Consider the following 24,425-nt stretch of genomic DNA (forward strand, 5'->3'; position numbering starts at 1 on the left):
CGTGCCTTTGTACGATCTCCACACCCATTCCACTGCTTCCGACGGCGCCTATTCGCCGTCCGAATTGGTTCGCCAGGCCGCAGCAGCCGGCGTAAACGTGCTCGCCCTTACCGATCATGATTCCACCGCGGGCCTAGACGAGGCGGAGACCGCCGCCCTCGATGCCGGCATTCAACTGATTCCCGGCGTCGAAATATCGGTAACCTGGGCGGACAAAACCATCCACATCGTCGGTTTGCGCATCGACCGTCACTGCAACGTCCTAAAACAGGGACTGAGCCGCCTCCAGGCAACGCGCCTCGAACGGGCGCAAGAGATCGGCCGGCGCCTCGACCGCTACGGTGTTCCTGGCACCTTTGAAGCGGCGCGGGAAATGGCCGGCGACGGCATGATTACACGCACCCATTTCGCTCGCCATCTCGTGGAGCTAGGTCTGGCAGGAAGCATGAAAGACGTGTTCGAGCGTTTCTTGACCCGCGGCAAGCCGGGCTATGTTTCGACCCGGTGGGCCGAAATGGCGGATGCCATCGCTTGGATTCGCGAAGCAGGCGGTGGCGCCGTGCTGGCCCATCCGCAGCGCTACAAACTCACCGCCAGTTGGATGCGACGGCTGATCGGGGAATTCAAGGAATGCGGCGGCGAGGCGATCGAGGTCGTCTCGGGAACGGCCTCTCCTAGCGATACCCAGTCCAGCGCCGAATACGCGCGGCGTTTCGGATTGCGCGCCTCCAGCGGCTCCGACTTTCACAGCCCGGAAACAGCCTGGGTGAAACTGGGCCGATTACCCCCGCTTCCGTCCGATCTGACTCCGGTATGGACCCATTGGAACCATTGACTCGTTGCACTTGGGCCGAGCGCAGCCTGCTGGAGCAGGCTTATCACGATCATGAATGGGGAACGCCCGTCCACGACGACCGCCTGCTGTTCGAATTCCTGATTCTGGAGGGCGCACAGGCCGGCCTTTCCTGGACCACGATTCTTCGTAAACGAGACGCCTACCGCGCGGCTTTCGACGGCTTCGATCCCGAACACGTGGCCCGCTACGACGAAGCCAAGACCGCCGAACTGCTGGCCAATCCCGGCATCGTTCGCAACCGCCTCAAAATCGCCGCGGCGGTAAACAATGCCCGCCGTTTTCTGGACGTGAAGGAGCAATTCGGCAGCTTCGACGCCTTTGTCTGGCGCTTCGTCGACGGCTGTCCCAGGCAAAACGCCTGGCGGAGCATGGCGGACGTGCCGGCCCGAACGCCCGAGTCCGACGCGATGAGCAAGGACCTCGAGAAACGCGGATTTCGTTTTGTCGGCTCCGTCATTTGTTACGCCTACATGCAGGCGATCGGGATGGTCAACGACCACACCGTCGATTGCTTCCGCTGGAAGCATTTGCATCCGGCCGAGTCGCCGTAAAACCTGCTTTACACTCCCCGGACTAATCTTCCCGCTCTTTCCGCCTCGAAATGCTTCCTTCGAGGCTATCGCCATTCCAGGGGCTTTTACGTATCGGAGGCGGGAGATCTCCAGTTTCTGCCAGCCCTTCAATGACTTATAGCCATAACCGTGCGGTCCGCGTCTGAACCGTATCGGGTGTCGCCCTGTACGACACACTTCATTTGTCGAAAAATTTTACAGTTGCGGCGTCCGAGCCGCGGGCTTGCCCCAAGTTTGCAGGCGACACACGCATTCCAAACGATTGGCACATACGCTGCTTAACCAGTGCCGTCGGTTTTGGAGAGCCCAATTTGATTGCAATTCGACTCCTGCTTGGTTGGCTGCTAAGTATCAGCGCGACGCTTGTCCTGGCGCAGGACAGCATCGACACGGCAAGCGATCTGCGCACCCTGGCTCTGCGCTACGAGCACGGCCGAGGCGTCAAACAGGACTACGCCGAGGCTTACCGCCTTTACTGCAAAGCGGCGTTGCTCGGGGATGCGCAAGCGGCGTACAACCTCGGCTGGATGTACTTCAACGGCCGAGGCCTTTCCCGCAAGGCGGACGTCGCCGTAGGCTGGTTCATGCGTGCGGCCAAGACCGGCGATGTTTATGCGGCGCGGATGCTGGTGCGCTACCAGGGCATAACCCCTGCGGACGACTCCGACTGCCAGCCCGAACCGGCACCGGTTACAGCCAGCATCGAGCCCAGTTCAAATCCAAGCCGGAAACTCGTCGAAAGCTGGGTCAGCCAGATCGCACCGCAATATTCCATCGATCCGCAACTGGTATTGGCCGTCATCCAGGCGGAATCCGGTTTCAATTCGTCCGCACTCTCCAGCAAGAACGCCCAGGGACTGATGCAGCTCATTCCCGCCACGGCGGAGCGTTTCGGCATCAAGGATGTCTGGAACCCGGTGGAAAACATCAAGGGCGGAACCGCCTATCTCCACTGGCTGTTGCGGCATTTCGGCGGCAACGTCGAATGGGCGGTGGCCGCTTACAACGCGGGCGAGCGAACCGTTGAACAATATCAGGGTGTTCCCCCTTATCGGGAAACCCGCAACTATGTTCAGCGCATTCTGGCGACTTACCAAAAGACTGTTCATCCGGTACCGCCGCCGCGATCGGACGATCGTTTGTTCTAATCGGCCCGGAGCCGCTCTCCGTCCATCAAAGCCGCCCCGCATCGACAATCGGCGAAACCCAGTAGTGAATCGCCGATCCTGCGAAATCCGTCTTTAATCGATCCAGCAACACCTCCAGGTCGGAGCCGGCGAGCTGCACATCGAAGCGAACCTGCCGCTTGCGTCCGGTCACCTGCTCAACCAGGGTCAAGCTTTCCGGATGGCTCGAATGGCCGCTGATCGGAAAGCTGCTGAATCCGCTCGGATGCTCGTACTGCAATAGCCAATCGATTATGGGTTCCTCGTGACCGGGTGGGGCGATCAAGGTAAGGAGAAAGAATTCGCTCATGGGATGCTCCGAATGGGTAATTCCAAATCGCTTTCAATCAGGCATTCATTTTCGTAGGGTGGCTTAGGCGCACATCAGCACTGACCGACTGCCGATCACTGTGCTTCGCGTGCGCCGTAACCCACCAAGCGACCTCCAATCGGCGGGTTACGCGGAGCCTGTCCTGAGCGGAGCCGAGGGGCTATCCCGCCATCGATGGGTTTCGCTTCGCTCTACCCATCCTACGATGAATGTTCACTCGAATGCCGAATGGAATAAGGAGGAAATCATTGTTTTGGCTCCCCCACCCTAATCTTCTCCCAGAGGGAGAGGAGATTGGACCCGACTTTGGATTCGCCGTAGCGACGGTAGAGAATGGGCAGCAGCACCAAGGTCAGCAGCGTCGACGTGAAGAGTCCGCCGACGCCGACCACCGCCAGCGGCCGCTGGATTTCCGAGCCCGGGCCGGTCGCGAACAACAGCGGAATGAGTCCGAAGGCGGCGATGCCGGCGGTCATCAGCACCGGCCGAAGCCGGCGCATTGCGCCTACCACCACCGCTTCATCCATGGGTAGCCCCAGTACCCGCAGTTGATTGAAATAACTCACCATCACCACGCCGTTCAGCACCGCGATGCCCAATAGGGAAATGAAGCCCACCGAGGCCGACACCGAGAGATATTCTCCGGAAATCCAGACGCCGTACACGCCCCCGATGAGCGCCAGGGGCACGTTGGCCAAGACCAGAATGGCCTGGCGCACCGAACCGAAGGTGGAAAACAGAAGCAGGAAGATCAGCCCGATCGACACCGGAATAACCACGGCCAAGCGGGCGGCGGCCCGCTGCTGGTTTTCGAACTGGCCGCCCCATTCGATGTAATAGCCGGTAGGCAACTGCACCTGGCCGGCCACGGCCTGCTTGGCCTCTTCCACGAAGCCCACCAGATCCCGTCCCTCGACATTGCTGCGCACCGATGTGTAGCGCTGGCCGCGCTCGCGGTTGACCGCCACCACGCCTTCCACCGGCTCGATTTTGGCGACTACCGACAATGGCACCCGGCGCCCGTCGGGCAAGGCGATCTGCAGGGTGGACATATTGGCCGGCTCTCCGGAGCCTCTGAGCAGCAACGGCGTGCGGCGGATGCCCTCCTGGACGATGCCGAGCTTGAGCCCCTCGATCTGGGCCCGCAAGGTGTCGGCCAGAGAATCCGCATCCAACCCCAGGCGTCCCGCGGCCAGCCGGTCCACTTTCACCACCAGGTACTGCATGCCTTCGTTGCGGATGGTGAACACGTCCGAAGCGCCGGGAATCTTCCGCATCACGGCGGCGATTTCCTCCGCCTTGGCGTTGAGCACAGCGAGTTCCGGGCCGTACAGCTTGACCGCCACGTCGCCGCGCACTCCGGTCAGCATCTCGGTGACCCGCATCTGAATCGGCTGAGTGAAGCCGTAAGCGATGCCGGGAATGGTATCCAGAACCTTACGGATTTCGTCGATCAGGGCTTCCTTGCTGTCCATGCGCCATTCGTCCGGCGGCTTGAGGACGAAGAAGTTGTCGGTCTCGTTGAGTCCCATGGGGTCGAGGCCGATCTCGTCCGCGCCGACGCGGGATACGGCCCGCGTCACTTCCGGCACGTGCTCCAGGATAGCCTTTTGGATTTGCTGGTCCAGCCGCACCGACTGCTCCAGCGTGATGGACGGCAGTTTCTCCACCTGCACGATGATGTCGCCCTCGTCCATGGTGGGCATGAAGGTCTTGCCGATCTGGAAATAAACGCCCACAGTGGACAGCAGCAGCAGTCCCGCGCCGAGCAACACGGTGCGGCCGTGAGCGAGGGACCAGATCAGGACCGGGCGGTACCATTCCGAGAGCTTCCGCGCCAGCCAGGGCTCCTCGTGTTTGACGCGCTTCATCAGGAAAGAGGCCACGACCGGGATCACGACCAAGGAGAAGATCAACGATCCGCTCATGGCGAACACGTTGGTGAAGGCCAAGGGCTTGAACATCTTCCCTTCCAGGCCCTCCAGGGTAAACAGCGGCACGAACACGACGCCGATGATGATCGTCCCCGAGACCACGGGCGCGGTGACTTCGCGCATGGCGCGGTAGATCGCGTGCAGTCGCGGCACTCGATTCGTCTTGCTCTGCTCAGCGAGATGGGTGGTGATGTTCTCCACCACCACCACCGCCGGGTCGACCAGCTTGCCGATCGCGATGGCGAGCCCGCCGAGGCTCATGAGATTGGCCGTCAGGCCGAAGTGGTTCATCAGCAGAAAGGTGAACAGGGCCACCATGGGCAGAATGAAGGCGACGGTCAGCGCGGCCCGGAGATCGCCGAGGAACAGAACCAGCAGGATCAGCACCAGAATGGTAGCCTCCACCAAGGCCCGGACGATGGTGTTTATTGCTTTCCCGACCAAGTCGCCGCGGTTGTAGAACACGCTGACTTTGACCTCCTTGGGCAAAGCCGGGCGGATTTCCTCGAGCTTCTTCTCGACTCCTTCCACCACCTGCCGGGCATTCGCTCCCCTGAGGCTCAGCACCAGGCCCTCGACCGCTTCGCTCTGGCCGTTCTGGCTCACGGCGCCGTAGCGGGTCAGGGCGCCTATGCGGACGTCGGCCACATCGCCCACGGTGATGGACGTGCCGTTCCGCTCCGCGACGACGATGGTGCGCACGTCGTCCAGGTCGACGATCCGCCCCTCGGTACGCACCAGAAGCGCCTCCTCGCCTTGGGCCAAACGGCCGGCGCCGTCGTTGCGGTTATTGGACTTGAGCGCCTCGGCCAGTTCTCCGATACTCACGCCGCGAGCCGCCATCCGCATGTTGTCGGGAATGACCTCGAAGCTTCTCACCATCCCGCCCAATGCGTTCACGTCGGCGACGCCCGGCACCGTGCGCAGCGCCGGTCTAATCACCCAGTCCAGTAGGGTTCGCCGCTCGGAGAGGCTCAAGCCATCGCCTTCCACCGTAAACATGAACATCTCGCCCAAAGGCGTGGTCATGGGTGCGATACCGCCTTCCGCGTTGCCCGGCAGATTTCCCCAAACCTCGTTCAGGCGCTCAGCCACCTGTTGGCGCGCCCAATAAATATCGGTGCCCTCCTCGAAGTCGATGGTGATGTCGGTAAGCGCGTATTTCGCGATGGAGCGGAGCATGGTCTGCCTGGGGATGCCGAGCATTTCCACCTCGATCGGCGCCGTGACGCGCGCTTCCACCTCTTCCGGGGTCATGCCGGGCACCTTGATGATGATCTTGACCTGAGTCGGCGAAACGTCCGGAAAGGCGTCGATGGTCAGATTGGCCGCGGCGAACCAGCCGGCGCCGGCCAGGAGCAGGGCGCTCAGCAAGGCGAACAGGCGCTGGGTCAGCGCGAACTGGATCAAGCGTGCGATCACTCTTCTTCTCCCATGCCGAGCCAGGCGGCCTTCAGCGCGGCCACGCCTTGCACGGCCACTTCCTCGCCCGCGTCCAAGCCTTCGTGAATGACGACGCTATAGGCTTCCAGACCGGCCACCGCCACTTCGCGCGCGACAAAACCCTCAGGCGTTTGCACGAACACGTAGTTTCGGCCTTCGTGGCCGACCAACGCGGCGACGGGCAGGCGGAAAATCAGGTCGGTGCTTTTGTGCATCAGTTGCGCGTTTATGTGCATGCCCGGCCGCAGATCCTCCGCTGGGCTGTCGACCACGGCCCGTACCAAAGCGCTTTGGCTCTTGGGATCCACGTGCTGACCGACCTCGATGATGCGGGCGGTGGCCCGAGAATTTTCCAGGCTGATGCGGTCGCCGATTCTCACCTCGTGCAGCCGTTCCTGAGGCATGTCGACCTCCAGCCACAATTCGTCCAGTCTGCCGACCCGAAACAGCGGCGCGAGTCTATCCACCCGCTGCCCCACCACGGCCATGCGTTCGAGCACGACGCCGTCTATCGGGGAACGCACTTCTATCAGACTGCTCAGCTGCCGATTAGTCTTAAGGCGCCGAATCTCGCCTTGGCCCAGCCCTGACGCCGCCAGGGTCTGTTCCGCTGCCCGCAGCGCCGCCTGAGCCTTGTCGAAATCGCTCTTGGTTTCCTGCCAGCGCAACCGGGAAATAATGCCCTCCTTAAGCAGAGTCTCGTCCCGTCTCAGCCGCGCTTGGGCCAAATTGAATTCGGAGGCGGCATCGAGCAATTCCCGTTGCAGGGCCAGCAAATCGGGACTCTGAATACGGGCGAGCACTTCGCCTTGTTTCACCCTTACGCCCAGGGGTACGGCGACGTTGCTGATCACTCCCGCTTGCGGGGCGCTGACGACGAATTCGTTCTGCGGCGGTAAAACGACACGGGCCGGCGCCCGCGCCAGCGGCATGGCTGCAACCTCTTCCGGCTTCACCGTGCGGATTCCCAAATGTTTCGCTTGTTCCGCCGTAACCTGAACCGCATTCTCGGCCGCGAGTCCCGTCGCGCAAAAGCATAAAAGCATGGACAAAAAGACGAGTCTCATGGCGTGACTCCGACCACTTGGTTGTAGACCGCGATATCCCGCTGCAACAGGATGGCCCGTTCGGCGGCATCGCGAATGGCGGCCTGGGCGGTGGCCTGGATCTTGAGATAATCGATCAGCGAAATCTCCCCGGTCTCGAACGCGAGCCGGCTCATTTTGAGCTGGGACTCGGCGATTTCCCGCCGCCTTTCGGCGATCGTCAGGGCGGCGCGATCGACCTCGAGATTGTGTATCGCCTCATGCAGCGCCTTCTCCAACTGCCGCAACAAGATGTCCCGATCAGTCAGGCGCTGGGTCAGGACGATATTGGCCTCGGCCACGAACGGCGCGTTATAGGCCTCACCGCCGATGGGGATTTGCAGCACGAAGTTGGTTTCGTTGTTATAGCCTTCTTTTCGGGTGCCCCGTTCGTGCTGGGTACCGACCAGAATCGAAGGCTGGTTGCCCTGCTTGGACTTGCGGGTGAACTCGACTTCGGCCTGGGCGCGCTCGATCAATGCGTTGGCGACGGCCAGGGCCGGATGGCTCTCGTCGAACGTGCTGCGGGGGCTTTGCTCCTCCTCGAAAAATTTCGGCGCACGCTCCAGGCGGGTCAGATTGGAATAGCTCTTGCGGGCATGCATCACCTCCGCTTCGGCCTGAACAACCGCGGTCTTTTTCTCCAGCTCGTCGCTTTCCGCAAGCAGCAAGTCTGCCCGCGCGAGGTCGCCGACATCGACACGCCGTTGCACCAGGGCGGTCAACTGCCTGGAAACCTCGTAGATACGCTCGGCAAGCTCATATCGGTTTTCCACCAGCCGAAGGTTCCATAGGGCATCGCGCACTAGGCCGGCCACCTCGTGCCTTATCGCCCGCGCGAGCAAAGCGGTGCTCTGCGTCGCTTCCTCGGCCACGGCCCTGCTCGCCGCGCGCTGGCCCCACATCCATACCGGAATTTGATAGCCGGTCTGTATTTCCACCGCGCCGCGATCGTTAAAGGCACGATCGTCGATCCATTGCAGATAGACCGCAGGGTAACCCGCTATCCAACTGGCACTGCGGCGCTCCAGAGCCTTAGCCTCATTCTCGAAAGCCGCGATGAGAGCGCTTTGCGGGTATTTTTCGAAAGTGGCCTCGATGACCTGGCCAAGGCTCAGCGATTCGTCGAACACCAGCTCATCGTAATGATCGACAAAGCGCTCTTCGGAGGCGACGGGCGCGATCGCGAAAAAACAAGCCGCGCCTGCCACACACACTAAAAGCTTCATTGGTATTTTTCTCCCAAAGTCACGAGCCGGGACGACGGTGACCGCTGCTCAAGCTGGACGGGAAACGCTCCCGTGCCCATTGCCCGATGTCCCCACTGAATTCTTTTCGTTAAAGGCCACCCGCCCACACAGGGCAGGCCCCCGATAAAGCCGGGAACAGAGAGCGAAAGTCCTTTAAAAGGCGAATTTGGTCAAGCGTTTAACGGTGGGGCGCGCGGGGCGGTATTGCGGTAGAAACACGAATCCGGCGAGGGTGATTCCTCGACAAGAGATGGGGTCGCGATTAGTTGTGATCGCCGAATCGACGCGGCGATGGAGGGAAGGCAAGGCTGATCATCGGCGATCGGCGAAAACTTGGCTTTGCCGGCCTCGCCCCAGAATCCGGCCTGAACGCTGATAATGACGTCCTGATCGAGCGGCGGCGCATCGGCTTGAACCGATGTCTCTCCGCTTTTCGAGAGGAATTCCAGCCCCGGAACATGCAGAAAGCCGCCCGTTTCGCCCCCGGTGTGCGCATGAACCCACGGCGCGATGACTTGCATCAGCGTCAAGAGAACTAGCAGGATCGTACGGGAAGCGAGCGTTGTCACAGTTCGACAATAGTACGGATGGTAAAAACTTGTACAGTATAGTCCTTATGGAAGGCCGAAAAAATCCAGTGATGCGCCATGGCTGTACAAAAGAATCCCGACACCGATGCGTGGAGCGTATAGGCTTTGACACCGGCCGCAGTCACGGATTTCCTCGACAGCTACTCGAAAGGAAATGCCGAGCCCGCATGTCTCTATCGCGACCTTAAAGCCGATACTGTGGTTTGGAGCTAATGCCGACGCGGTGTTTCGAACATCCGAAGAAGAGATTTGCGCCGCATTCAGCTGAGATTTTGGCTGTACGGCTAATATCCGTCTGCTTGGCTATCACGATATTCGGATCGAGGCGGACCCGCTGCTTGCCAGTGCCAGTGTAACTGTCTAGTCACCGATTTCGTATCGAAGCAGAGGGAAAAATCTCGAATTGAGTCTCATCGAAATTCTCGCATCCCGTGAATACCAGAATCCTTTCCATCCCGGTCAGGCCTGTTGGGAGCACCGTATAATGCGACTCCTGCCTAATCTACGATGCTCCGATCTCGGGTGGTTCTAAGACATTCTCTCAGTCTGGAGCCGATAGACCGGCGACCAACCATATGCCTTGCACATCCAGAGCTTTACGCCTTTTCCATAGCGTACATATACTTAGCCGGCCCTCATCGAGGGTGTGCAAGGAGGACTCGATGGAAATTCAGGGAATCCGGCGCCGCAAAACCGCGCTATTCACATGCCTTACGACAACATCGAACGATGTTGAACATCATGGAGATTAGAGTATGAAAAGGCTTGTCACACTGCTGGTTTATTTTTCTTTACTTGCTTTGCTTGCTGGTTGCGATCGCGAGACTCCGCCCAAACCACCCGAAACCGTATGCGGTACTATCCGCGGGTTGTCTTGTCCGGAGGGACAATACTGTGATCTTGGCGTCGGCCAGTGCAAAGTTGCAGATGCACAAGGGGTCTGCAAAACCAAACCAACCGCTTGCACCAAGGAATTCGATCCCGTCTGCGGTTGCGACGGCAAAACTTATGGCAATGCCTGTGAGGCAGCTGCCGCTGGAGTTTCCATCGACCATCAGGGCGAGTGCCCGAAAACTGAACCCGTAGCCTGTGGCGGGATCGCGGGAACCAAGTGCCCCGATGATCAAGTCTGTGTCGATGATCCGAGTGACGACTGCGATCCCACCCAGGGCGGCGCGGATTGTCCAGGTATATGTAAAGCCAAATAGAGGAAATGCCGACATTCGGGTGCAATGGCTGCCGGCCATTGCACCGGATGTTGCTTCCGCATGCGCGGAAGCTGGATCAGTAACATGACGCTCAGAGCAAACGGTTCACGGGTGACGGTCGGTCCTGCCGCGTCAGGCCTAGACGCCGGGCGATATCCAGCACTTCTCTGTATTCCGTCGCGGCAATGCGGCGGGATAGCTCCGGCAGGTCGCTGGCCCGATAGCCGGGATAGTACTGTCCCATCAGATTGACATAAGTCTCCGTGGAAATCTCGCGGGCGATAAATTTCAGAACCTTTTCCGTTCCGGCCAAGCCGGCCGGCAGAATCAGGTGTCGAACCAACAACCCCCTGTAAGCCAAGCCATTCTCGGCCAACCGAAGGTTGCCCACCTGTCGGTACATTTCCTTGACCGCCGCCCGGTTGACCTCCCAATAATTCCGCACATGCGAATATCGGTGGGCGATGACGGAATCGCCGTATTTCATGTCCGGCATATAGATGTCGATGATGCCGTCCAGCAGAGCGAGAGCTTCGGGACTGTCGTAGCCGGCGGTGTTGTAGACCAGGCGCAGCGTGAGTCCCCGCCGGGCGGCAATCAGCGTCGCTTCGAGAATCTGCGCCACCACATGGCTGGGGGTGACAAAATTGATGTTGTGGCAGCCTCGGGCCTGCAAGTCCAGCATCATTGCCGCCAGTTCGTCCGGCTCCACTTCGCGGCCCTCGCCTTTTTGGCTGATTTCCCAGTTCTGGCAGAATTCGCAGCGCAAATTGCACCAACTGAAGAAAATCGTTCCCGAGCCGTTCCAGCCGCGCAGGACGTCTTCTTCCCCGTAATGAGGACCGTAGCTGTAGACGACGGCACGCTCTCCGGTCCGGCACACCGCGCCTTGGGTCGTACGCAGCCGATCTACCCGGCAATAGCGCGCGCAGAGATCGCAGGATTTAAGATGCTGACGGGCGATGCGGACCCGTTGCTCCAATTCGCCGCTTTCGAGCAGTGTGAGATAACCGGCTTGAAAGCCTTCCGGGAGGTTTTCCGCTGGATTCATGGCTATGCGACTTAAAAATAATCTTCAGGGCTTCTCGATCACAAAATCGATCAGCAGATAACACCATTGGCCATTGACAGGCATCCGGCTGTTTCGCATCACGAGGCGGGAAAAAATTTGCTGGCTAAAGCGTTTTTCACCGTAGTTTAGCGGTAAGAATCGGGAAATTCGTAGGTCGGCAATCCTTTGCCGACACATTGGGTCGGCGAGGAGCTTTGTCGGAAGGGTCGCGACTAAAGCGACCGTTTGCGATTGGGAAGGGATTGGCGACCTACCGCACTCAGGGCTTCCCGATCCGCCAAGCCGATCGGCACATCGCCCCATTACCCGCCTTTGACACGCATCGAGCGGCTTCGTATCACGAGGCAGGCAAAAATGTTGACGGCCAACGGCAGGTCTTGCTCAGTCCAAACCCAGAAACGGATAAGTCCGCAATTGCTCGCGCGTCCACAGCGAAAGCCCGCCTCGCTGTCCGACCGTTTCGACGGCCAGTATGGCATCGGGATCTTGGAAGTCGATCGAGGCCGGCATTCCGGCTTCATCCAGCTTGGTCAGCAGGAATTCGTCGAGAAAACGCTCCTCGTTCTGGCTGGACAGGCGCCCGGCGAATCCGCGGCGGTGCATGCGCACATGGAATCGAGCGCCAGCTAGATCTCGCAGCCAGCGGGCGGTGGCCTCGCGCGCTTTTGCCTCGAACTCCGGCGGGGTCTGAAAACCGAACAGAGCCGTGAGGGGAATCGCGCGGGAAATGCACTGCGTGAAGATTTCGGGGTCTCTGTCGGACCACTCCTTTAAGGTCCTGAGAAATCCTGCCGTATCGTCGACCTTCATCACCAGCACATTGAAATAATCGGTTTTGTGGACAGGACCGAGCGTTTCGAGCAGATCGCGGGCACGCCTGAACCCATGCTCGAACACCGAAACGACGACATTCCAGTCGTGCATACCGCCTCCCCAAGTATGTGGCTTGGATTTCGAATATCCTGCCTATGCAGCGCAACTCGGCAGCGCTTATTGCTCAGGGTCGATTTATTCCGGAAAAGTTCCCGCAGGCACGGAGCCGAACCGACGTTCCGGCGTTTTCATCTACGCTTTAGTCATGGAGCTTGCCGGCACCCCATAACGAGACGCGGGAAGGCCGACATGAAGCCATCTGGAAATTCGGGGGGAAGCCGCCACGTGAAGACGAATTACGTACTCATAGACTACGAGAATGTGCAACCGGAGGCGATCTCCGTTCTCGACAAGGAGCATTTCAAGGTTATCGTGTTCGTCGGAGCCAATCAGTCGAAGCTTGCGTTCGAGATCGCTGCCACGCTCCAGCGCATGGGAGATCGAGCGGAGTACGTCAAGATCGCCAGCAACGGCTCGAATGCGCTGGATTTCCACATTGCTTATTACATCGGCCGGCTTGCGGTGTCCGAGCCAGACGCGTATTTTCACATCGTCTCTAAGGACACAGGCTTCGATCCGCTGATTCAGCATCTCAAGAGCAAGAAGATCTTGGTGTGCCGATCGCGGGACGTCACCGACATACCGATCATAAAGGCAGTCAATCCGATGCCCGCGACCGAGAAACTCGACCTCATCATCAGCGATCTTAAGCGGCGCGGTGCTTCAAAGCCGAGAACCGCCCAGACATTATCGAGTACGATCAACTCCCTTTTTCAGAAGCAACTCTCTGAACAAGAACTGGCGTCCCTGCTCCAGGAGTTGCAAAAGCAAGGCCTGGTCACGGTCAACAACACCAGGATTTCTTATGCGCTTCCGGCCTAGAACGGTTCATTGGCGTGGACCGATTAGGAAACGGCGCGTTTTGCCGTCCATTGCACATCAACGAACAAGGCCATGTACGTTCCACCACATTTCGAAGAATCGCGAGTCGAGGTCCTGCACGAACTGATTCGCACTCATCCGCTCGCCACGCTTGTCACATTGTCGTCCGGCGGAATCGACGCGAATCACATTCCTTTACATCTCTCCGAAGAGCAGAGCCGATTCGGCACCTTACGCGGCCATGTCGCGCGCTCGAACCCGATATGGCGCGACTTGGTTTCGGATGTCGAGACGTTGGCGATATTCCACGGCCCCGACAGCTACGTCACCCCATCCTGGTATGCCACGAAACGGGAGCATGGCAAGGTGGTTCCGACCTGGAACTACGTGGCCGTGCATGCCTACGGTCCGCTTCGCATTATCGATGACCCGGTCTGGCTGCGGAGCCAGCTCGAAGCGCTCACCGACCGGCATGAAGCCTCGTTCAGCGAACCGTGGTCCGTATCGGACGCTCCTCGCGAATTCACCGACCGTCTGATCGAAGCGATCGTCGGCGTCGAGATCGTCATCACCAGACTCGTGGGAAAATGGAAGGTAAGCCAGAATCAGCCTGAGCCTAATCGGGCGGGCGTGATCCGGGGACTCAGGGAATATGGAAACCATGATGCCCAGGAGATGGCTGCCTTGGTCGAGGAGTTCGACAAACACTCGTCTGCCGCCAAAATGGAAGACACGTAGGTATCATCAATGGCAATCGATGAGATCAAAAACTATGTCGCTCTTTCCGACGAACTGGCAACCGGGGGTCAGCCGACGGAAGAGCAACTTCGGCTGCTGGCGCAGGCAGGCTTCGAGACCGTCATCAATCTCGGGTTGCTGGACCCGCGCTACTGCCTGGCGGACGAGGCCGGTCTCGTCCGATCACTGGGCATGACGTATCACCACATTCCGGTCGATTTTCAGGTGCCCGAGTGGAAAGACTTCCGGCAGTTCCTCGAGCTTATGGACAAATCGGAAGGCCGGAAAGTGTTTGTCCATTGCGCCCGCAACTATCGGGTCTCCTGCTTCATCGCGCTGTATGGCCAAGCGCGGCTGGGCTGGTCTCGGGATCAGGCCCGGGCGCATATCGGACGCGTATGGGAACCGAACGAAATTTGGGCGAGGTTCCTCGATGCCTCTCGCCCGGCAGCTGATAGTTTGGTGCCGACCAATAATCGGGAGAATACGGCGGACGAAGATAGACCTCGGAAAGATTGACGAAGCGGCACCTACTTTGCTCTATCGAAGCCCGACCCCTACGCACGCGTGCGCCTCGCCCCACCGCTCCTTGGCATTCTTTGCGATGCGACTCACGCGGTGCAGTCAAGGTCCCGGAAGATGGCGTTCGCAGCGCTACTCCGAAGTAATATTGATACCGACGATCTTCGGCCGGTCGTTGAAGCATTGAGCCTCGTCCACGACCATTATCACGCGGCGGCGGGCAACGAACGCAGTAAGCGCGGCGGAATAAAACGTCTCATAGCCGGGAAACGATTTATCCGAGATGTAGCCGTCCGGAGTGGGGCAACCGGCGGGGTTGACGATCGGCTCGGCGGTTACGACGGCGAAGCTATCGGCGTTCCAGCCGGTGCGTACCATGGTGATCGATCCGGGCTGATGAACTGGCTGACCGACGGCTGGCGCGGATAATCCGGCGGCGACCGCGGCGAGCATTATGGCTATAGGGCGCATGTAGTCCTCCGTTGAGGTGGGTGGATGGTGTCAGTCGGCCGTCCGCATGGCGCCGCGAACGATGGGTGTAATGGCGCAGGCGGGGCCGAGCGCGCACTCCGCCGTCTCTTTGACGGCGTTGCTGATCTCGCTGACGAAGGGCTCGGTCGACACGTATTGGCACGCGCTGGCACCCGTCGCCCAAAACCAATTTTGCGAGGTGGCAGGCGTGTTGGGAATGTATCCTCTCGGTGTGCAGGTGGACTGGACCCCCGCGATGCCGACGCCGAATCCGTTGACGGTGACCACAGTCGGACCTCCGCTGTCACCGCCGTGACCCACCTGGTTCGCGCTGTTCATGACAAGCTCATAACCAGTATCTGTGATAGACGAAGGCATGAAGGGCGCGCTGCGATAGGTACCTTGGCCATCGGATGGCTGTGCGGTGGGCGTGCCGAATACGCCGGTCGCGAAAGTCGAAAAGCCCTGGCCATATTGGGTGACCGTATCGGAGGTAGTCAGTCGGCCGCTGAGCACGACCGATCCGCCACCTTGGTCACGTGCGACGACGTGGATCCGCTGGCTGTCCACCGGGCCGAGATCGGCGGCCCCTAGGTAGACGAGGACAATGTCGCGACTAGGCACCGAACCTGGAGCCGCGTTAATAGTGAAATCATGAATGCGCGAAGCGATGCCGACGCGGTCGGGTGCCCAGTCGGCAGTGATGCGCACCTGGTCGGGCGGCACAAGGGCGCCGGAAATCAGGCCGTCCTGAGTGACACAGTGGCGCGCGGTCAATACCCAATACTGGTTAAGCAGGGTGCCCGAGCAGCCGTTATTAATCGCCACGAGCCCCAGTTGGCGCTGGGTCTCGAGATCAACCTCCGTTCCCGCACCAATCGGCTGTCGTACTCGGCAGATGCGACCTTCCGGGGTATCTTCGCATTCCTGCGCTTGGACATCGTTGCAACCGAGTGTCGCACCGAGCGACAGCAGTGCTGGTAAACCAACGCGCCAAGCAATGCCTCGGAAAGCAAACCTTCCGACTTTCTTCGTCCCGCGCCAATGTGCGTAGGAGCGGTTCAAGGTATCGCCGCAACAAAGGAACGGGTCACTTGTCTGTTGATTGCTTGCCATGCCTTTTCCCTGCTGTCTGCTACGACACGCGGCACCTGCTATTTATTGCATTCGATAGCGCCCCGCCTCCAAAGTTCGTATCTTCCGTGCCCGACGAAAAGATCCTTCCGATTGGATAAGTAATTTGGCCGGGCAGTAGCTTTACTGGACCGACTTTGAAACGAGCCGGGACGGCGAAGAAACCGGATGTCGCGCCAGACCGAGCCGTTTATGAACTTCCTCGCCTGCCTTTAGTCAGTTATTAATCAGGCCCGTAAATACCCTCCAGGTATTTCGGGTCGCCGCCCAGGCCGGTACACGCTTAGGCCTTAGCTCACTCGCTTGTCGCCGCGCTAAGGAAACCCTGCCCCGGATTAACCCGGCCTATATTTATAGGCCGGGTTAATAGGAAACCTCATCGGATAGGAGATCGCTATGAAAATTCATAGCCTGGTCACATTAGGGACAATATTGGCGACACTCCTCATGGCGCGCTCGTTACTCGCCCTGGAACCGGGCCAAAGCGAGCCGAAACGGCTCTTTTCGACGGGCGATTCCATGACGCGGGGTTTCAATGCCAACACTCCCCTGGACAATCCGCACCTGAGCTGGGTCAACGGTTATCACGGCTTTTGGGAGGATCTCTTCGGTTTGCCGGATGTCGAGTCGCATAACCAGCGCATCGATGCCAATTTCGGAGACAGCGATCGCAGCAATCAGACGGCGGCCGAAAACGGTGCGACGATGGGCAATCTGGCCGCTCAAGCGTCCGGCACGGCCGGCAAGAACGTAACCTATGCCACGGTGCTGCTGGGTTCGAACGATGTGTGCAAGGACTCGATCGCCGATCTTCCCACCGACGAGCAGTTCAGAACGCGATTCGAGGGCGGCATGGATACCCTGCTCGCGAATTTGGCTGCGGGCGCTACCGTGCAGGTAGTGGCAATCCCCAATATCGTCGAGGTCTATAACCAGGGCCGAGTCAAACAATCGCTGGGGCTGGTCGATTGCCCGGAGGTTTGGGCGACGTCGGGCAGTTGCGGCTCGGTGCTTTCGCCCGATGCGACCGATTCGGACCGTGCTTTTGCGCTGTCCCGGATCATGGCGTACAACCAGATGCTCCGGGAAATCACCGAGAACAAGGCCGCACAGCATCAGGACAAGTTCATCTCGTTTACCGATGTGAGCTTCACCTATCCGTTCACGCAGAGCGAACTCTCAAACCTCGACTGTTTCCATAGTTCCTGGGAAGGACAAAAGGCTCTATCGAGGGAGACCTGGAATAGCGGTCCGTTCAGGGAACATCAGGAACTTGACTAAGCCGTTATGAGCCGGGTCGCCGCATTCTTATCAGGCGCGGGAGTGGTGGGCGCGATCGCGGTACTTCTGTCTACTCATTCGCCGCCGGTTCCGGTCGGCGAAGATGTCGACCAATGGCAGGCGCGCGCCCGGAAGGCGGAACAGGAACTCGCGGTGCTGCGGACTCAGCTGGAATCTTCCGCCGCGCGGCACTCGACAGCCTCCTCCACATCCATTCCCGTCACAACCCCTGGTCCGATTTCTTCGCCAACAATCCCTCCGCCGCCTCCCGATCCCGATGTCGAGTTTGATCCCGTGCGCCACGAGCAATGGGACGCCCTGGTTAGCGGCGCGCTCGAGCGCGAAGTGGAGCAGCGCCTCGGCCAAAGGCTCAGCCCCGATCGGACGGCGCGGCTGCTCGAGGCTCTACGACGGCTGCGCGATGCCTCGGTCGGATTGCGCTCGGAATTTCTCGATCCCCAAAATCCCGATTCCCTGCGCGATCACCTGGCGCGCACGCTGGTGCTGGTGGAATCGGATCGCCTTTTTCGCGAAGAGCTCGGCATCGGCTTCTCGGACTTCCTGCGGGGACTCGACGGCAATCCCGTCGAGGAAGTCCATCCGGCGGAGCCTGGCGGATCGCGTCGATAACATCGCCCAATGTGGATCATCCTCCTGATGCTCTTCTTGGTCGGAAGCCCGGCCGCTCTTGGCGACGAGGCGGCGGCCAGAATAAACGGACAGACGCTTTTGTTATCCGAGATCGACGCGCCTTCGCGCCCGAAGATCGTCCGATTGCACCAAGCCTTGGTCGACCAGGCTGCCCGGACGCTTGATCGGCTGATCGACCGGCACCTTCGGACGTCCTCGGCGGCGATGAAATCCCCTTCGTCCAAGCCGGTCACGGATGAAGCGATCCGCGACTTTCGTTCGTCACGGGCGGAAGATTTCGAGGGGCCTTTCGCGCCCACCGAGACCAGGCGCCATCCGAGTGCTGCGCGGCCCGCGATCCGGCACTATCTGGAGCAGAAAGCGCTCGAAGCCAGAAGCGCCGAGACGCGCCGCGATCTCCGGAAAGGCCATGCCATTAAAATCCTGATCCCGGAAGCGCGGGACCTCGAACAGCCGCTGCCCGCTAAGCGAACCGTGGCGCTGGTGGATGGTGTCCCCATCCCGGCCGGGAAACTCGAGCAAGCCGCAGCGCTTCGCCTCTATCGGCTGAGGAAGGAGATCCATCTCGAGCGCCGGCGCAATGTCGAGACGGCCATCGAAAATCGGCTGCTGAGCGAGGAGGCCCGGCGACGCGGCATTACCACCGAGAATCTTTTGACAAAAGCGACACAGGACGCGGCCGTCGGCGACGAGGAGTTGAATACATTCATCCAGTCGGAAAGCGCGGCGGGCCGGCCGGTATCGGACCCCGAACGTGCCCGACAATACCTGGCTTTCCGTAAAGCCCATGCCCGTCGCACCGCGTTGGTCGAGAGGCTGCGGGCTTCGGCGCGCATCGAGATCCTGCTTGAGGAGCCCTCCCCACCCCGTCTACCCATGATCGAGGCGAATGCCCCCGCCTTGGGCGCACGGGAAGGACTGCGTCTCGTCGTCTACATCAACTACCGCTGCACGCCATGCCGGGCTAACCATCGGGAGATCGATCGGCTTCTGGCCGCCGACCGAAAAGTGCGCGTCACCTTCCGCGATTTCATTCCGGTGTACGATCCCGTGGCGAGCGAGGCGGCCCGCTTGTCGCGCTGCGCCAGCCGGCTGGGCGCCTTCCAGCGCATGCGCAAGGAGCTTTTGACGCGGGATCCGCCGCCTTTCGGAGAAGCCTGGTACAAAGACGAAACCCTCCCGGTACTCGCTCGCGGGCTGGGTATCGATCCCGCCGCCTTGGTACAGTGCCTTTCCTCCGAGGAGATCGGCGAGGCCATCGCCAGGGACACCGCGGAGGCGCTCGAATTCGGTTTCGAGGAAGCGCCTTCCTTTATCGTCCAAGGCATCCCCCTCTCGGGCATGCAGTCGGCCGAAAGCCTGGCTGAAGTACTCCATCGGAGAATATCGCGGGATGCGCGGCATCCGGTTAGGCAGGGAGCGAATCCACACTGATTCTGAAAGACCGGCCGGCTTATGGCTCTCCGTTCGGGACCAAGCCGCGGCGGCGGGCCTGTCGATCGTAGAGAACGCGTGCGAGCATTTGAGCTGGATCGACCATGTTGGAATCGCATCATCCTAGAAACGGCAGTTGGACGTGCCGGAGTGTGCGGCGGGCGGGTCGGCTGGCAAGCCTGTCCTGAGCCCCGTCGAAGGGCCTGTCCTGAGCTCGGTCGAAGGGGCGCGACGCCGCTATGGGGCCGTCCCCCGCAAGAAGGAGCAACGCCGCCAGGTGGCCCGCCCGCCGTGCAATCGGGTGCGTAGCGGCTTCACCCAAAAGGTGAGATTGATGCAGGGCGGGACGTTCAGGATTCATCGGGTTTTTCTGGTGCATCGAAGCGGTCAACTGCTGTTTCTAGGATCATGCATTGGCAAGCGAAATCGATTCCGGACGAGGCTTGGGAGCTAGAGCATTTTCATACCTACTGTACGGGCACTCGCGCGTAGGTCGGGAATCCTTTCCCGACGACACGTCCCCGCCGAGCGTCTTCGTCGGAAGGGTCGCGACTAAAGCGACCGTTTGCGATTGGGAAAGGATTGCCGACCTACGAAAGCTTGAGTCGAGCTACCCTGGCCGAAGGCGCCAACGACTCCAGCAGGCCTGTTTTGCCGTACGAGCGAGATGAGAACGCTCTAGCAAACGCTTCGGGTCAAACTGCCGCTAGCCCGCTTGGCAAATGGGATCAGGCTTCCATGATTTCGCCGGCGACTTGAATGCCCCGGCTGACGAAGAAGCATATGAGGAACTTGCGTGGACGGCCGACAACATCGATGGATTTTCCCGATTGCCGGTCGCTTCGTTCACATCCAATCCTTCGCCTTTTTCCTGACCTGCTCGTAAAAGGCCTCCATCACGTCGACGAAGGACACGTCCTTGGGCCAGAACGGCGGGAAATCGCCGCCTTTTTTGACCAGAATGCCCGAAACCGGAGCGGGTTCCGGCGGTTCCACGCCGGAGGGCAGTTTTTTCGCGCCGCGCCAGTAGTCCCTGGGAACGACTGTGTCCGGCACGGTGCTGGGCAAGGGACGACTGAAGTAGGACTCCGCCGGGTACAATTCGCCCCCGTTCTCCGTCAAGGCGGTAGCTAGCGCCGCCCCCAAGGGCGTGCTCTGAAGTCGCCGGGCCAGTTCGGCGCGGGGAAGTCCCCGGAGTTCGAACAATAGAAAGGGATCGTGATCCAGCCGCGAGGCGAGCAGGTAATACAAAGCGGCAATGTGTTTGCACGGATTTTCCGGATCGGGACATGAACAGCGCGTCTTGATGTCTTTGCGGCTCCGCGGCAGGAGATCGATTTCCAGATTCTCGAACGGCTTTTCGATCTCGTCCGGCATTTCGTTGAGAAGCAAGCGGGCCAGAAATCCCGCACGACTCCCGATGAGCCGGATGGCGTTATCCCAGGCGGACGCCGGCAGGGACAGGAACTCGATGTGAATCTCATAGATGGGCTCCTCGTAAAATCCGAGGTAGGGGCTCATCCGTCCCCGCACCCGCGCCAGGACTTTGTTCTGCTCCACCCGCCATCCGAGAATGCGGTGGGTGCTGAGATACTGGCGCCCACGCATCAGCCGCTTCGGGTCGGTGAATGTTTCCATCGCTTCGATGAACCGCTGGCCCCACCAGGTCTTGCCGATCTTGCTCATGGGCTACTCCATAACGGCTTGACGATTCAGGGCGATCAGTTCCTTGAAGGCCTCGTTGTCGAGTCGCGTCAGCCAGGATTCATCATTTCCGACGATCAGCGAAGCCACCTGTTTCTTGTCTTCGATCATACGATCGATACGCTCCTCCAGCGTCCCTATGGTGATGAATTTGTGGACGAAAACATTCTTGCACTGCCCGATTCGAAAGGCGCGGTCGGTGGCTTGGTCCTCGACCGCCGGATTCCACCAGCGATCGAAGTGAAAAACGTGGTTGGCCTTGGTTAGCGTGATGCCCACCCCGCCCGCCTTCAAGGACAATATGAACACGCCGGGCTCGGTATCCGGATCCTGAAATTCGGAAATCATCCGCTCGCGCTTTGCCGGCGGCGTTCCGCCGTGCAGGTAAAATACCGGGCAGCCCAAGGCATCGCGCAAATATTTGTACAGGCTCTCGCCGACTTCGGCGAACTGGGTGAACACCAGAGCGCTTTCGGTCTCGGCGATCACGTCGGTCAACATGTCGTGCAACCGATCGAGTTTCGGAGAACGCTCGGGCGTGAACTCGCTGCCGTCGCGCAAAAATTGGGCGGGATGGTTGCACACCTGCTTGAGCCTCATCAGTGCCGACAGCATCAAGCCCTGCCGACCGATACCTTCGGCCATCGTCAGGCGCTGCTCCACGTCCCGCACCACGGCCTCGTAGAGCGAGGCCTGCTCTTTGCAGAGATGACAGAACTGCTTGTTTTCGACCTTGTCGGGCAGGTCCTTGATGATATTGGGATCGGTTTTGACGCGGCGCAGGACGAACGGCTCGATCAGCTGTTTCAGGGTCTCGGTCTGAGCCGGATCGTTATCGCGCTGGATCGGAAGCTCGTAACGCTGGCGGAACTGGGTCTGCTTGCCCAAATAACCGGGATTCAGAAAATTGAAGATCGACCACAGGTCGAGCAGCCGATTCTCCACCGGGGTTCCGGTCAAGGCCAGGCGATGCTCCGCATTGAGCCTCAAAACCGCCTTGGTCTGGGCGGACAAGGGGTTCTTGATATTCTGGGCCTCATCGAGCACGATCCGCGCCCATCGGATCTGGGAAAACAGTTTCTCGTCCCGTCGCACTAAGGCATAGGACGTGATAACCGCATCGTGCTCCGCGCAGATCTCCCGAAAACGTCCGACATCCCGAAAACGTCCGCCGCCGTGATGGACGATGGCGCGCAGGCCGGGCGCGAAACGCTCGAGCTCTTTCTTCCAGTTGCCGATCACCGACGTGGGCACGACCAGCAAGGTCGGGGCATGCTGATTCGTCTCGACCCGCTCGTGAACCAAGCGCGCGATTACCTGCACGGTTTTCCCGAGGCCCATGTCGTCCGCCAGGCATCCGTTCAGCCCCAGGCTTTCGAGATAACAGAGCCAGGCGAGCCCGCGCCGCTGGTAATCCCGAAGCCGCGCGACCAGGCCCGGCGGATCGTCCACCGGCTGCAGCTGGCTGTGATCGCGGAGCTTCCCCAGCATTTCCAGCAACGTTCCCTGGGGATCGATCTCGAAAAGATCCGAATCCTCCGCCGTCTTCCGCATCAGTTCCGGCAGGCTCATGCCGCCGTCCTCGCTCCGGTGCTTGCGCCAGAACTCCAGCATCGTGCGCATCTTTTCCCGATCCAGCGTCAGCCACTGACCGCGGTAGCGAACCAGCGGCGTCTTGCTTTCGACCAGGCGTTCCCATTCGGCCTCGTCGATGGTCTCCGCTCCCAGTGCCAGCTCGTAACGGTATGCGATCAGGTTCTGCAAGCCCAAATCGCGCCGAGTACCCGCATCCGAGGGGCTGCGGCGGCTGGCGTAAAGGCGGATTCTGGTACGTCGCCGCCCTTGCGGAGTCCACCAGGTGGGCACCATGACGGTAAACCCGGCATCTTCCAATACCCAGGCATCCTCTTGGAGAAACGCGAAGGCCTCTTCCAAAGCCAGATCGACCCCGGTGGGGCGCTCTTCGTCCAAGCCTTCCCACAATTTCGGATAGATGCGAGCCGCCTGGCCCAAGCCGAGCAGCAGGTTTTTCTCGAACTCCGGACCGACCGGCTTGGCGAAAGCCTGTTTCTCCTCGGCGCGCAGCCCCCAGTATTCGGCCAAAGGCAGGCGCAGGGCGGGATCGCGGCGCGGCGAGAGGAGAATTTCCAATCGCCAGGCATCGTCCTCGGAGGCTGCTTCCTGCAAGCGGAACACCAACTCCAGGTCCGCTTCCTCTCGGCGCCCGAGCAGATTGCGCCGCCAGCCGAGCCATTGCCGGTAGAGCTCGATACCCTCGTCGGTTTTCCACGGATGCCCGGCCGGCGCGCCGTTGCGGCAGGCATTCAACAGCGTGCCCTCGATCTTGCGGCCCAACTTGGTGGCAGACGCCGCCTGGACGATAGTGCGATGTACCAGGACATCGGCGCAATGCTTGAGCAGACTGGCGCTCTCGTAAAAAAAACCGCCGGCCGACGCACAAACCGGAGGCATCCGCTCGACGGCCTCCCGAATCAGGCGTTCATAACTGTCGGAAACGATTTCCCAGCCGGCGTAGATTTCATAGCCTTCGGGCGGCATGGTTCGATAGAGCAGCGCCGGGATATAGCGATCCTTCACGATCACCGACTTCAGCGACTGCGTGAAGTAATGCCAAAACAGCAGATCGATGCCCGCCTTGGTCTGCGAGGTCCGGTAAGCCGACAGAAAACGCAACTCGCCGAGCTGCTTGAAAGGGTGGGCCAGGCGATAGCCGTCCACTTCCCAGCCCGTCAAAGCCGCTTCGATGGGCTCTTCGTCCACTCCGCTTTCCAACTCTAGGCCCGGCAGCGGCCGACCGTCGACCGTCGGCAAAAGGACCGTCTGCGGCGCGAAATGAAACCGGCGTTCATAAGGTGAAACGTCCAGCCCGAGTTCGCCTTCGAGAAAAGCCACCAGCTCCGCTTTGGTGAGGTGCCGAGGATGACGGTTCGCGGCTCCAGAGACGTCGGCGGGTTCGCCGTCATGCTCTATCCAAAGCCAAAAATCGCCCGGCTGGACGAACTCGTCGGTACACTCGGGAATCCATGTGCAGTGCAGGACTTTCATGTCGCGTATGTTGCAAGCCGAAAATCGGCTATTGTACCCAGCCGGAGCGGGTTTGCGCCGATCTGTTAATTATTTGTTACATCCGCGGTCAACCCGCATCAGCCCGGCCTAACAATAAACCATCATGTCCGATCGAGCGCAACGCTTATTCATCGGAGCAAT

Annotated in this window: 21 protein-coding genes; 10 read left to right on the forward strand and 11 right to left on the reverse strand. The window is 60.1% G+C overall.

The window, feature by feature from the left end:
- The first annotated feature begins 1 nt into the window (after position 1).
- From ACR2TX_RS05400 to ACR2TX_RS05410, 3 genes are all read left to right on the forward strand, one after another.
- Positions 2 to 835 carry a PHP domain-containing protein gene (locus tag ACR2TX_RS05400; protein WP_347257543.1) on the forward strand — a complete coding sequence of 278 codons (834 nt, stop codon included), beginning with the start codon at positions 2 to 4 and terminating at the stop codon, positions 833 to 835.
- Positions 823 to 1,407 carry a DNA-3-methyladenine glycosylase I gene (locus ACR2TX_RS05405; protein WP_434131480.1) on the forward strand — a complete coding sequence of 195 codons (585 nt, stop codon included), beginning with the start codon at positions 823 to 825 and terminating at the stop codon, positions 1,405 to 1,407. The genes ACR2TX_RS05400 and ACR2TX_RS05405 overlap by 13 nt, the downstream gene beginning before the upstream one ends.
- 332 nt (positions 1,408 to 1,739) lie before the next feature.
- Positions 1,740 to 2,576, forward strand: coding sequence for a lytic transglycosylase domain-containing protein (locus ACR2TX_RS05410; RefSeq protein WP_434131481.1), 837 nt, complete (start codon positions 1,740 to 1,742; stop codon positions 2,574 to 2,576).
- A gap of 25 nt (positions 2,577 to 2,601) precedes the next feature.
- Here the strand turns inward: ACR2TX_RS05410 and ACR2TX_RS05415 are convergent, their stop codons facing one another.
- The 5 genes from ACR2TX_RS05415 to ACR2TX_RS05435 all read right to left on the reverse strand — a co-directional run bounded on the left by ACR2TX_RS05415 (position 2,602) and on the right by ACR2TX_RS05435 (position 9,206).
- Entirely contained in the window at positions 2,602 to 2,904 is a 303-nt protein-coding gene (locus ACR2TX_RS05415) for a DUF3240 family protein (protein WP_077728150.1), read from the reverse strand.
- 266 nt (positions 2,905 to 3,170) lie between these two features.
- Positions 3,171 to 6,278: an efflux RND transporter permease subunit gene (locus tag ACR2TX_RS05420; protein ID WP_434132419.1), complete on the reverse strand. Its 3,108-nt coding sequence runs from the start codon at positions 6,276 to 6,278 to the stop codon at positions 3,171 to 3,173.
- Positions 6,278 to 7,369 (reverse strand): efflux RND transporter periplasmic adaptor subunit, encoded by a 1,092-nt coding sequence (locus tag ACR2TX_RS05425; protein ID WP_077728151.1) that lies wholly within the window; start codon positions 7,367 to 7,369, stop codon positions 6,278 to 6,280. Before ACR2TX_RS05425 ends, ACR2TX_RS05420 begins: the two co-directional genes overlap by 1 nt.
- Complete coding sequence (locus tag ACR2TX_RS05430) at positions 7,366 to 8,616, reverse strand: TolC family protein (RefSeq protein WP_086133212.1); 1,251 nt, start codon at positions 8,614 to 8,616, stop codon at positions 7,366 to 7,368. Before ACR2TX_RS05430 ends, ACR2TX_RS05425 begins: the two co-directional genes overlap by 4 nt.
- Before the next feature lie 191 nt (positions 8,617 to 8,807).
- On the reverse strand, positions 8,808 to 9,206 hold the full coding sequence (locus ACR2TX_RS05435; protein WP_077728153.1) for a hypothetical protein: 399 nt from the start codon (positions 9,204 to 9,206) through the stop codon (positions 8,808 to 8,810).
- A gap of 776 nt (positions 9,207 to 9,982) precedes the next feature.
- On the opposite strand from ACR2TX_RS05435, the gene ACR2TX_RS05440 reads away from it, so the two are divergent.
- On the forward strand, positions 9,983 to 10,435 hold the full coding sequence (locus ACR2TX_RS05440; protein ID WP_086133210.1) for a Kazal-type serine protease inhibitor family protein: 453 nt from the start codon (positions 9,983 to 9,985) through the stop codon (positions 10,433 to 10,435).
- A gap of 91 nt (positions 10,436 to 10,526) precedes the next feature.
- Here ACR2TX_RS05440 and ACR2TX_RS05445 read toward each other — a convergent pair whose 3' ends face one another.
- A complete protein-coding gene (locus tag ACR2TX_RS05445) occupies positions 10,527 to 11,486 on the reverse strand; it encodes a radical SAM protein (protein WP_077728155.1) in 960 nt (319 codons plus the stop codon).
- A gap of 402 nt (positions 11,487 to 11,888) precedes the next feature.
- Positions 11,889 to 12,431 carry a hypothetical protein gene (locus tag ACR2TX_RS05450; RefSeq protein ID WP_077728156.1) on the reverse strand — a complete coding sequence of 181 codons (543 nt, stop codon included), beginning with the start codon at positions 12,429 to 12,431 and terminating at the stop codon, positions 11,889 to 11,891.
- Between the two features lie 234 nt (positions 12,432 to 12,665).
- On the opposite strand from ACR2TX_RS05450, the gene ACR2TX_RS05455 reads away from it, so the two are divergent.
- From ACR2TX_RS05455 to ACR2TX_RS05465, 3 genes are all read left to right on the forward strand, one after another.
- Positions 12,666 to 13,262, forward strand: coding sequence for a PIN domain-containing protein (locus ACR2TX_RS05455; RefSeq protein ID WP_077728157.1), 597 nt, complete (start codon positions 12,666 to 12,668; stop codon positions 13,260 to 13,262).
- 72 nt (positions 13,263 to 13,334) lie between these two features.
- Positions 13,335 to 14,000: an FMN-binding negative transcriptional regulator gene (locus tag ACR2TX_RS05460; protein ID WP_077728158.1), complete on the forward strand. Its 666-nt coding sequence runs from the start codon at positions 13,335 to 13,337 to the stop codon at positions 13,998 to 14,000.
- 9 nt (positions 14,001 to 14,009) lie between these two features.
- Positions 14,010 to 14,519, forward strand: a complete 510-nt coding sequence (locus tag ACR2TX_RS05465) for a protein tyrosine phosphatase family protein (RefSeq protein WP_434131483.1) — start codon at positions 14,010 to 14,012, stop codon at positions 14,517 to 14,519.
- Between the two features lie 135 nt (positions 14,520 to 14,654).
- Here ACR2TX_RS05465 and ACR2TX_RS05470 read toward each other — a convergent pair whose 3' ends face one another.
- Complete coding sequence (locus tag ACR2TX_RS05470) at positions 14,655 to 14,993, reverse strand: hypothetical protein (protein ID WP_143735037.1); 339 nt, start codon at positions 14,991 to 14,993, stop codon at positions 14,655 to 14,657.
- Positions 14,994 to 15,023: 30 nt separating this feature from the next.
- Positions 15,024 to 16,109: a trypsin-like serine protease gene (locus ACR2TX_RS05475; RefSeq protein WP_434110641.1), complete on the reverse strand. Its 1,086-nt coding sequence runs from the start codon at positions 16,107 to 16,109 to the stop codon at positions 15,024 to 15,026.
- Positions 16,110 to 16,523: 414 nt separating this feature from the next.
- Between ACR2TX_RS05475 and ACR2TX_RS05480 the strand changes: the two genes are divergently transcribed.
- From ACR2TX_RS05480 to ACR2TX_RS05490, 3 genes are read left to right on the forward strand one after another with little or no spacing between them, the layout of a single operon-like run.
- Positions 16,524 to 17,408 carry an SGNH/GDSL hydrolase family protein gene (locus ACR2TX_RS05480; RefSeq protein WP_077728162.1) on the forward strand — a complete coding sequence of 295 codons (885 nt, stop codon included), beginning with the start codon at positions 16,524 to 16,526 and terminating at the stop codon, positions 17,406 to 17,408.
- Between the two features lie 6 nt (positions 17,409 to 17,414).
- A complete protein-coding gene (locus ACR2TX_RS05485) occupies positions 17,415 to 18,038 on the forward strand; it encodes a hypothetical protein (protein WP_434131484.1) in 624 nt (207 codons plus the stop codon).
- A gap of 9 nt (positions 18,039 to 18,047) precedes the next feature.
- The gene (locus ACR2TX_RS05490; RefSeq protein WP_434131486.1) at positions 18,048 to 19,493 is read left to right on the forward strand and encodes a DsbA family protein; all 1,446 of its coding nucleotides are present in this window, start codon (positions 18,048 to 18,050) and stop codon (positions 19,491 to 19,493) included.
- An 846-nt stretch (positions 19,494 to 20,339) separates the two neighbouring features.
- Here ACR2TX_RS05490 and ACR2TX_RS05495 read toward each other — a convergent pair.
- On the reverse strand, positions 20,340 to 21,179 hold the full coding sequence (locus ACR2TX_RS05495; RefSeq protein ID WP_086134407.1) for an SWIM zinc finger family protein: 840 nt from the start codon (positions 21,177 to 21,179) through the stop codon (positions 20,340 to 20,342).
- Positions 21,180 to 21,182: 3 nt separating this feature from the next.
- Positions 21,183 to 24,263 (reverse strand): DEAD/DEAH box helicase, encoded by a 3,081-nt coding sequence (locus tag ACR2TX_RS05500; protein WP_347259009.1) that lies wholly within the window; start codon positions 24,261 to 24,263, stop codon positions 21,183 to 21,185.
- Positions 24,264 to 24,425 lie beyond the last annotated feature (162 nt).

Origin of the sequence: Methylocaldum sp. GT1BB (assembly GCF_051027545.1) — a bacterium.
GTDB lineage: Bacteria > Pseudomonadota > Gammaproteobacteria > Methylococcales > Methylococcaceae > Methylocaldum.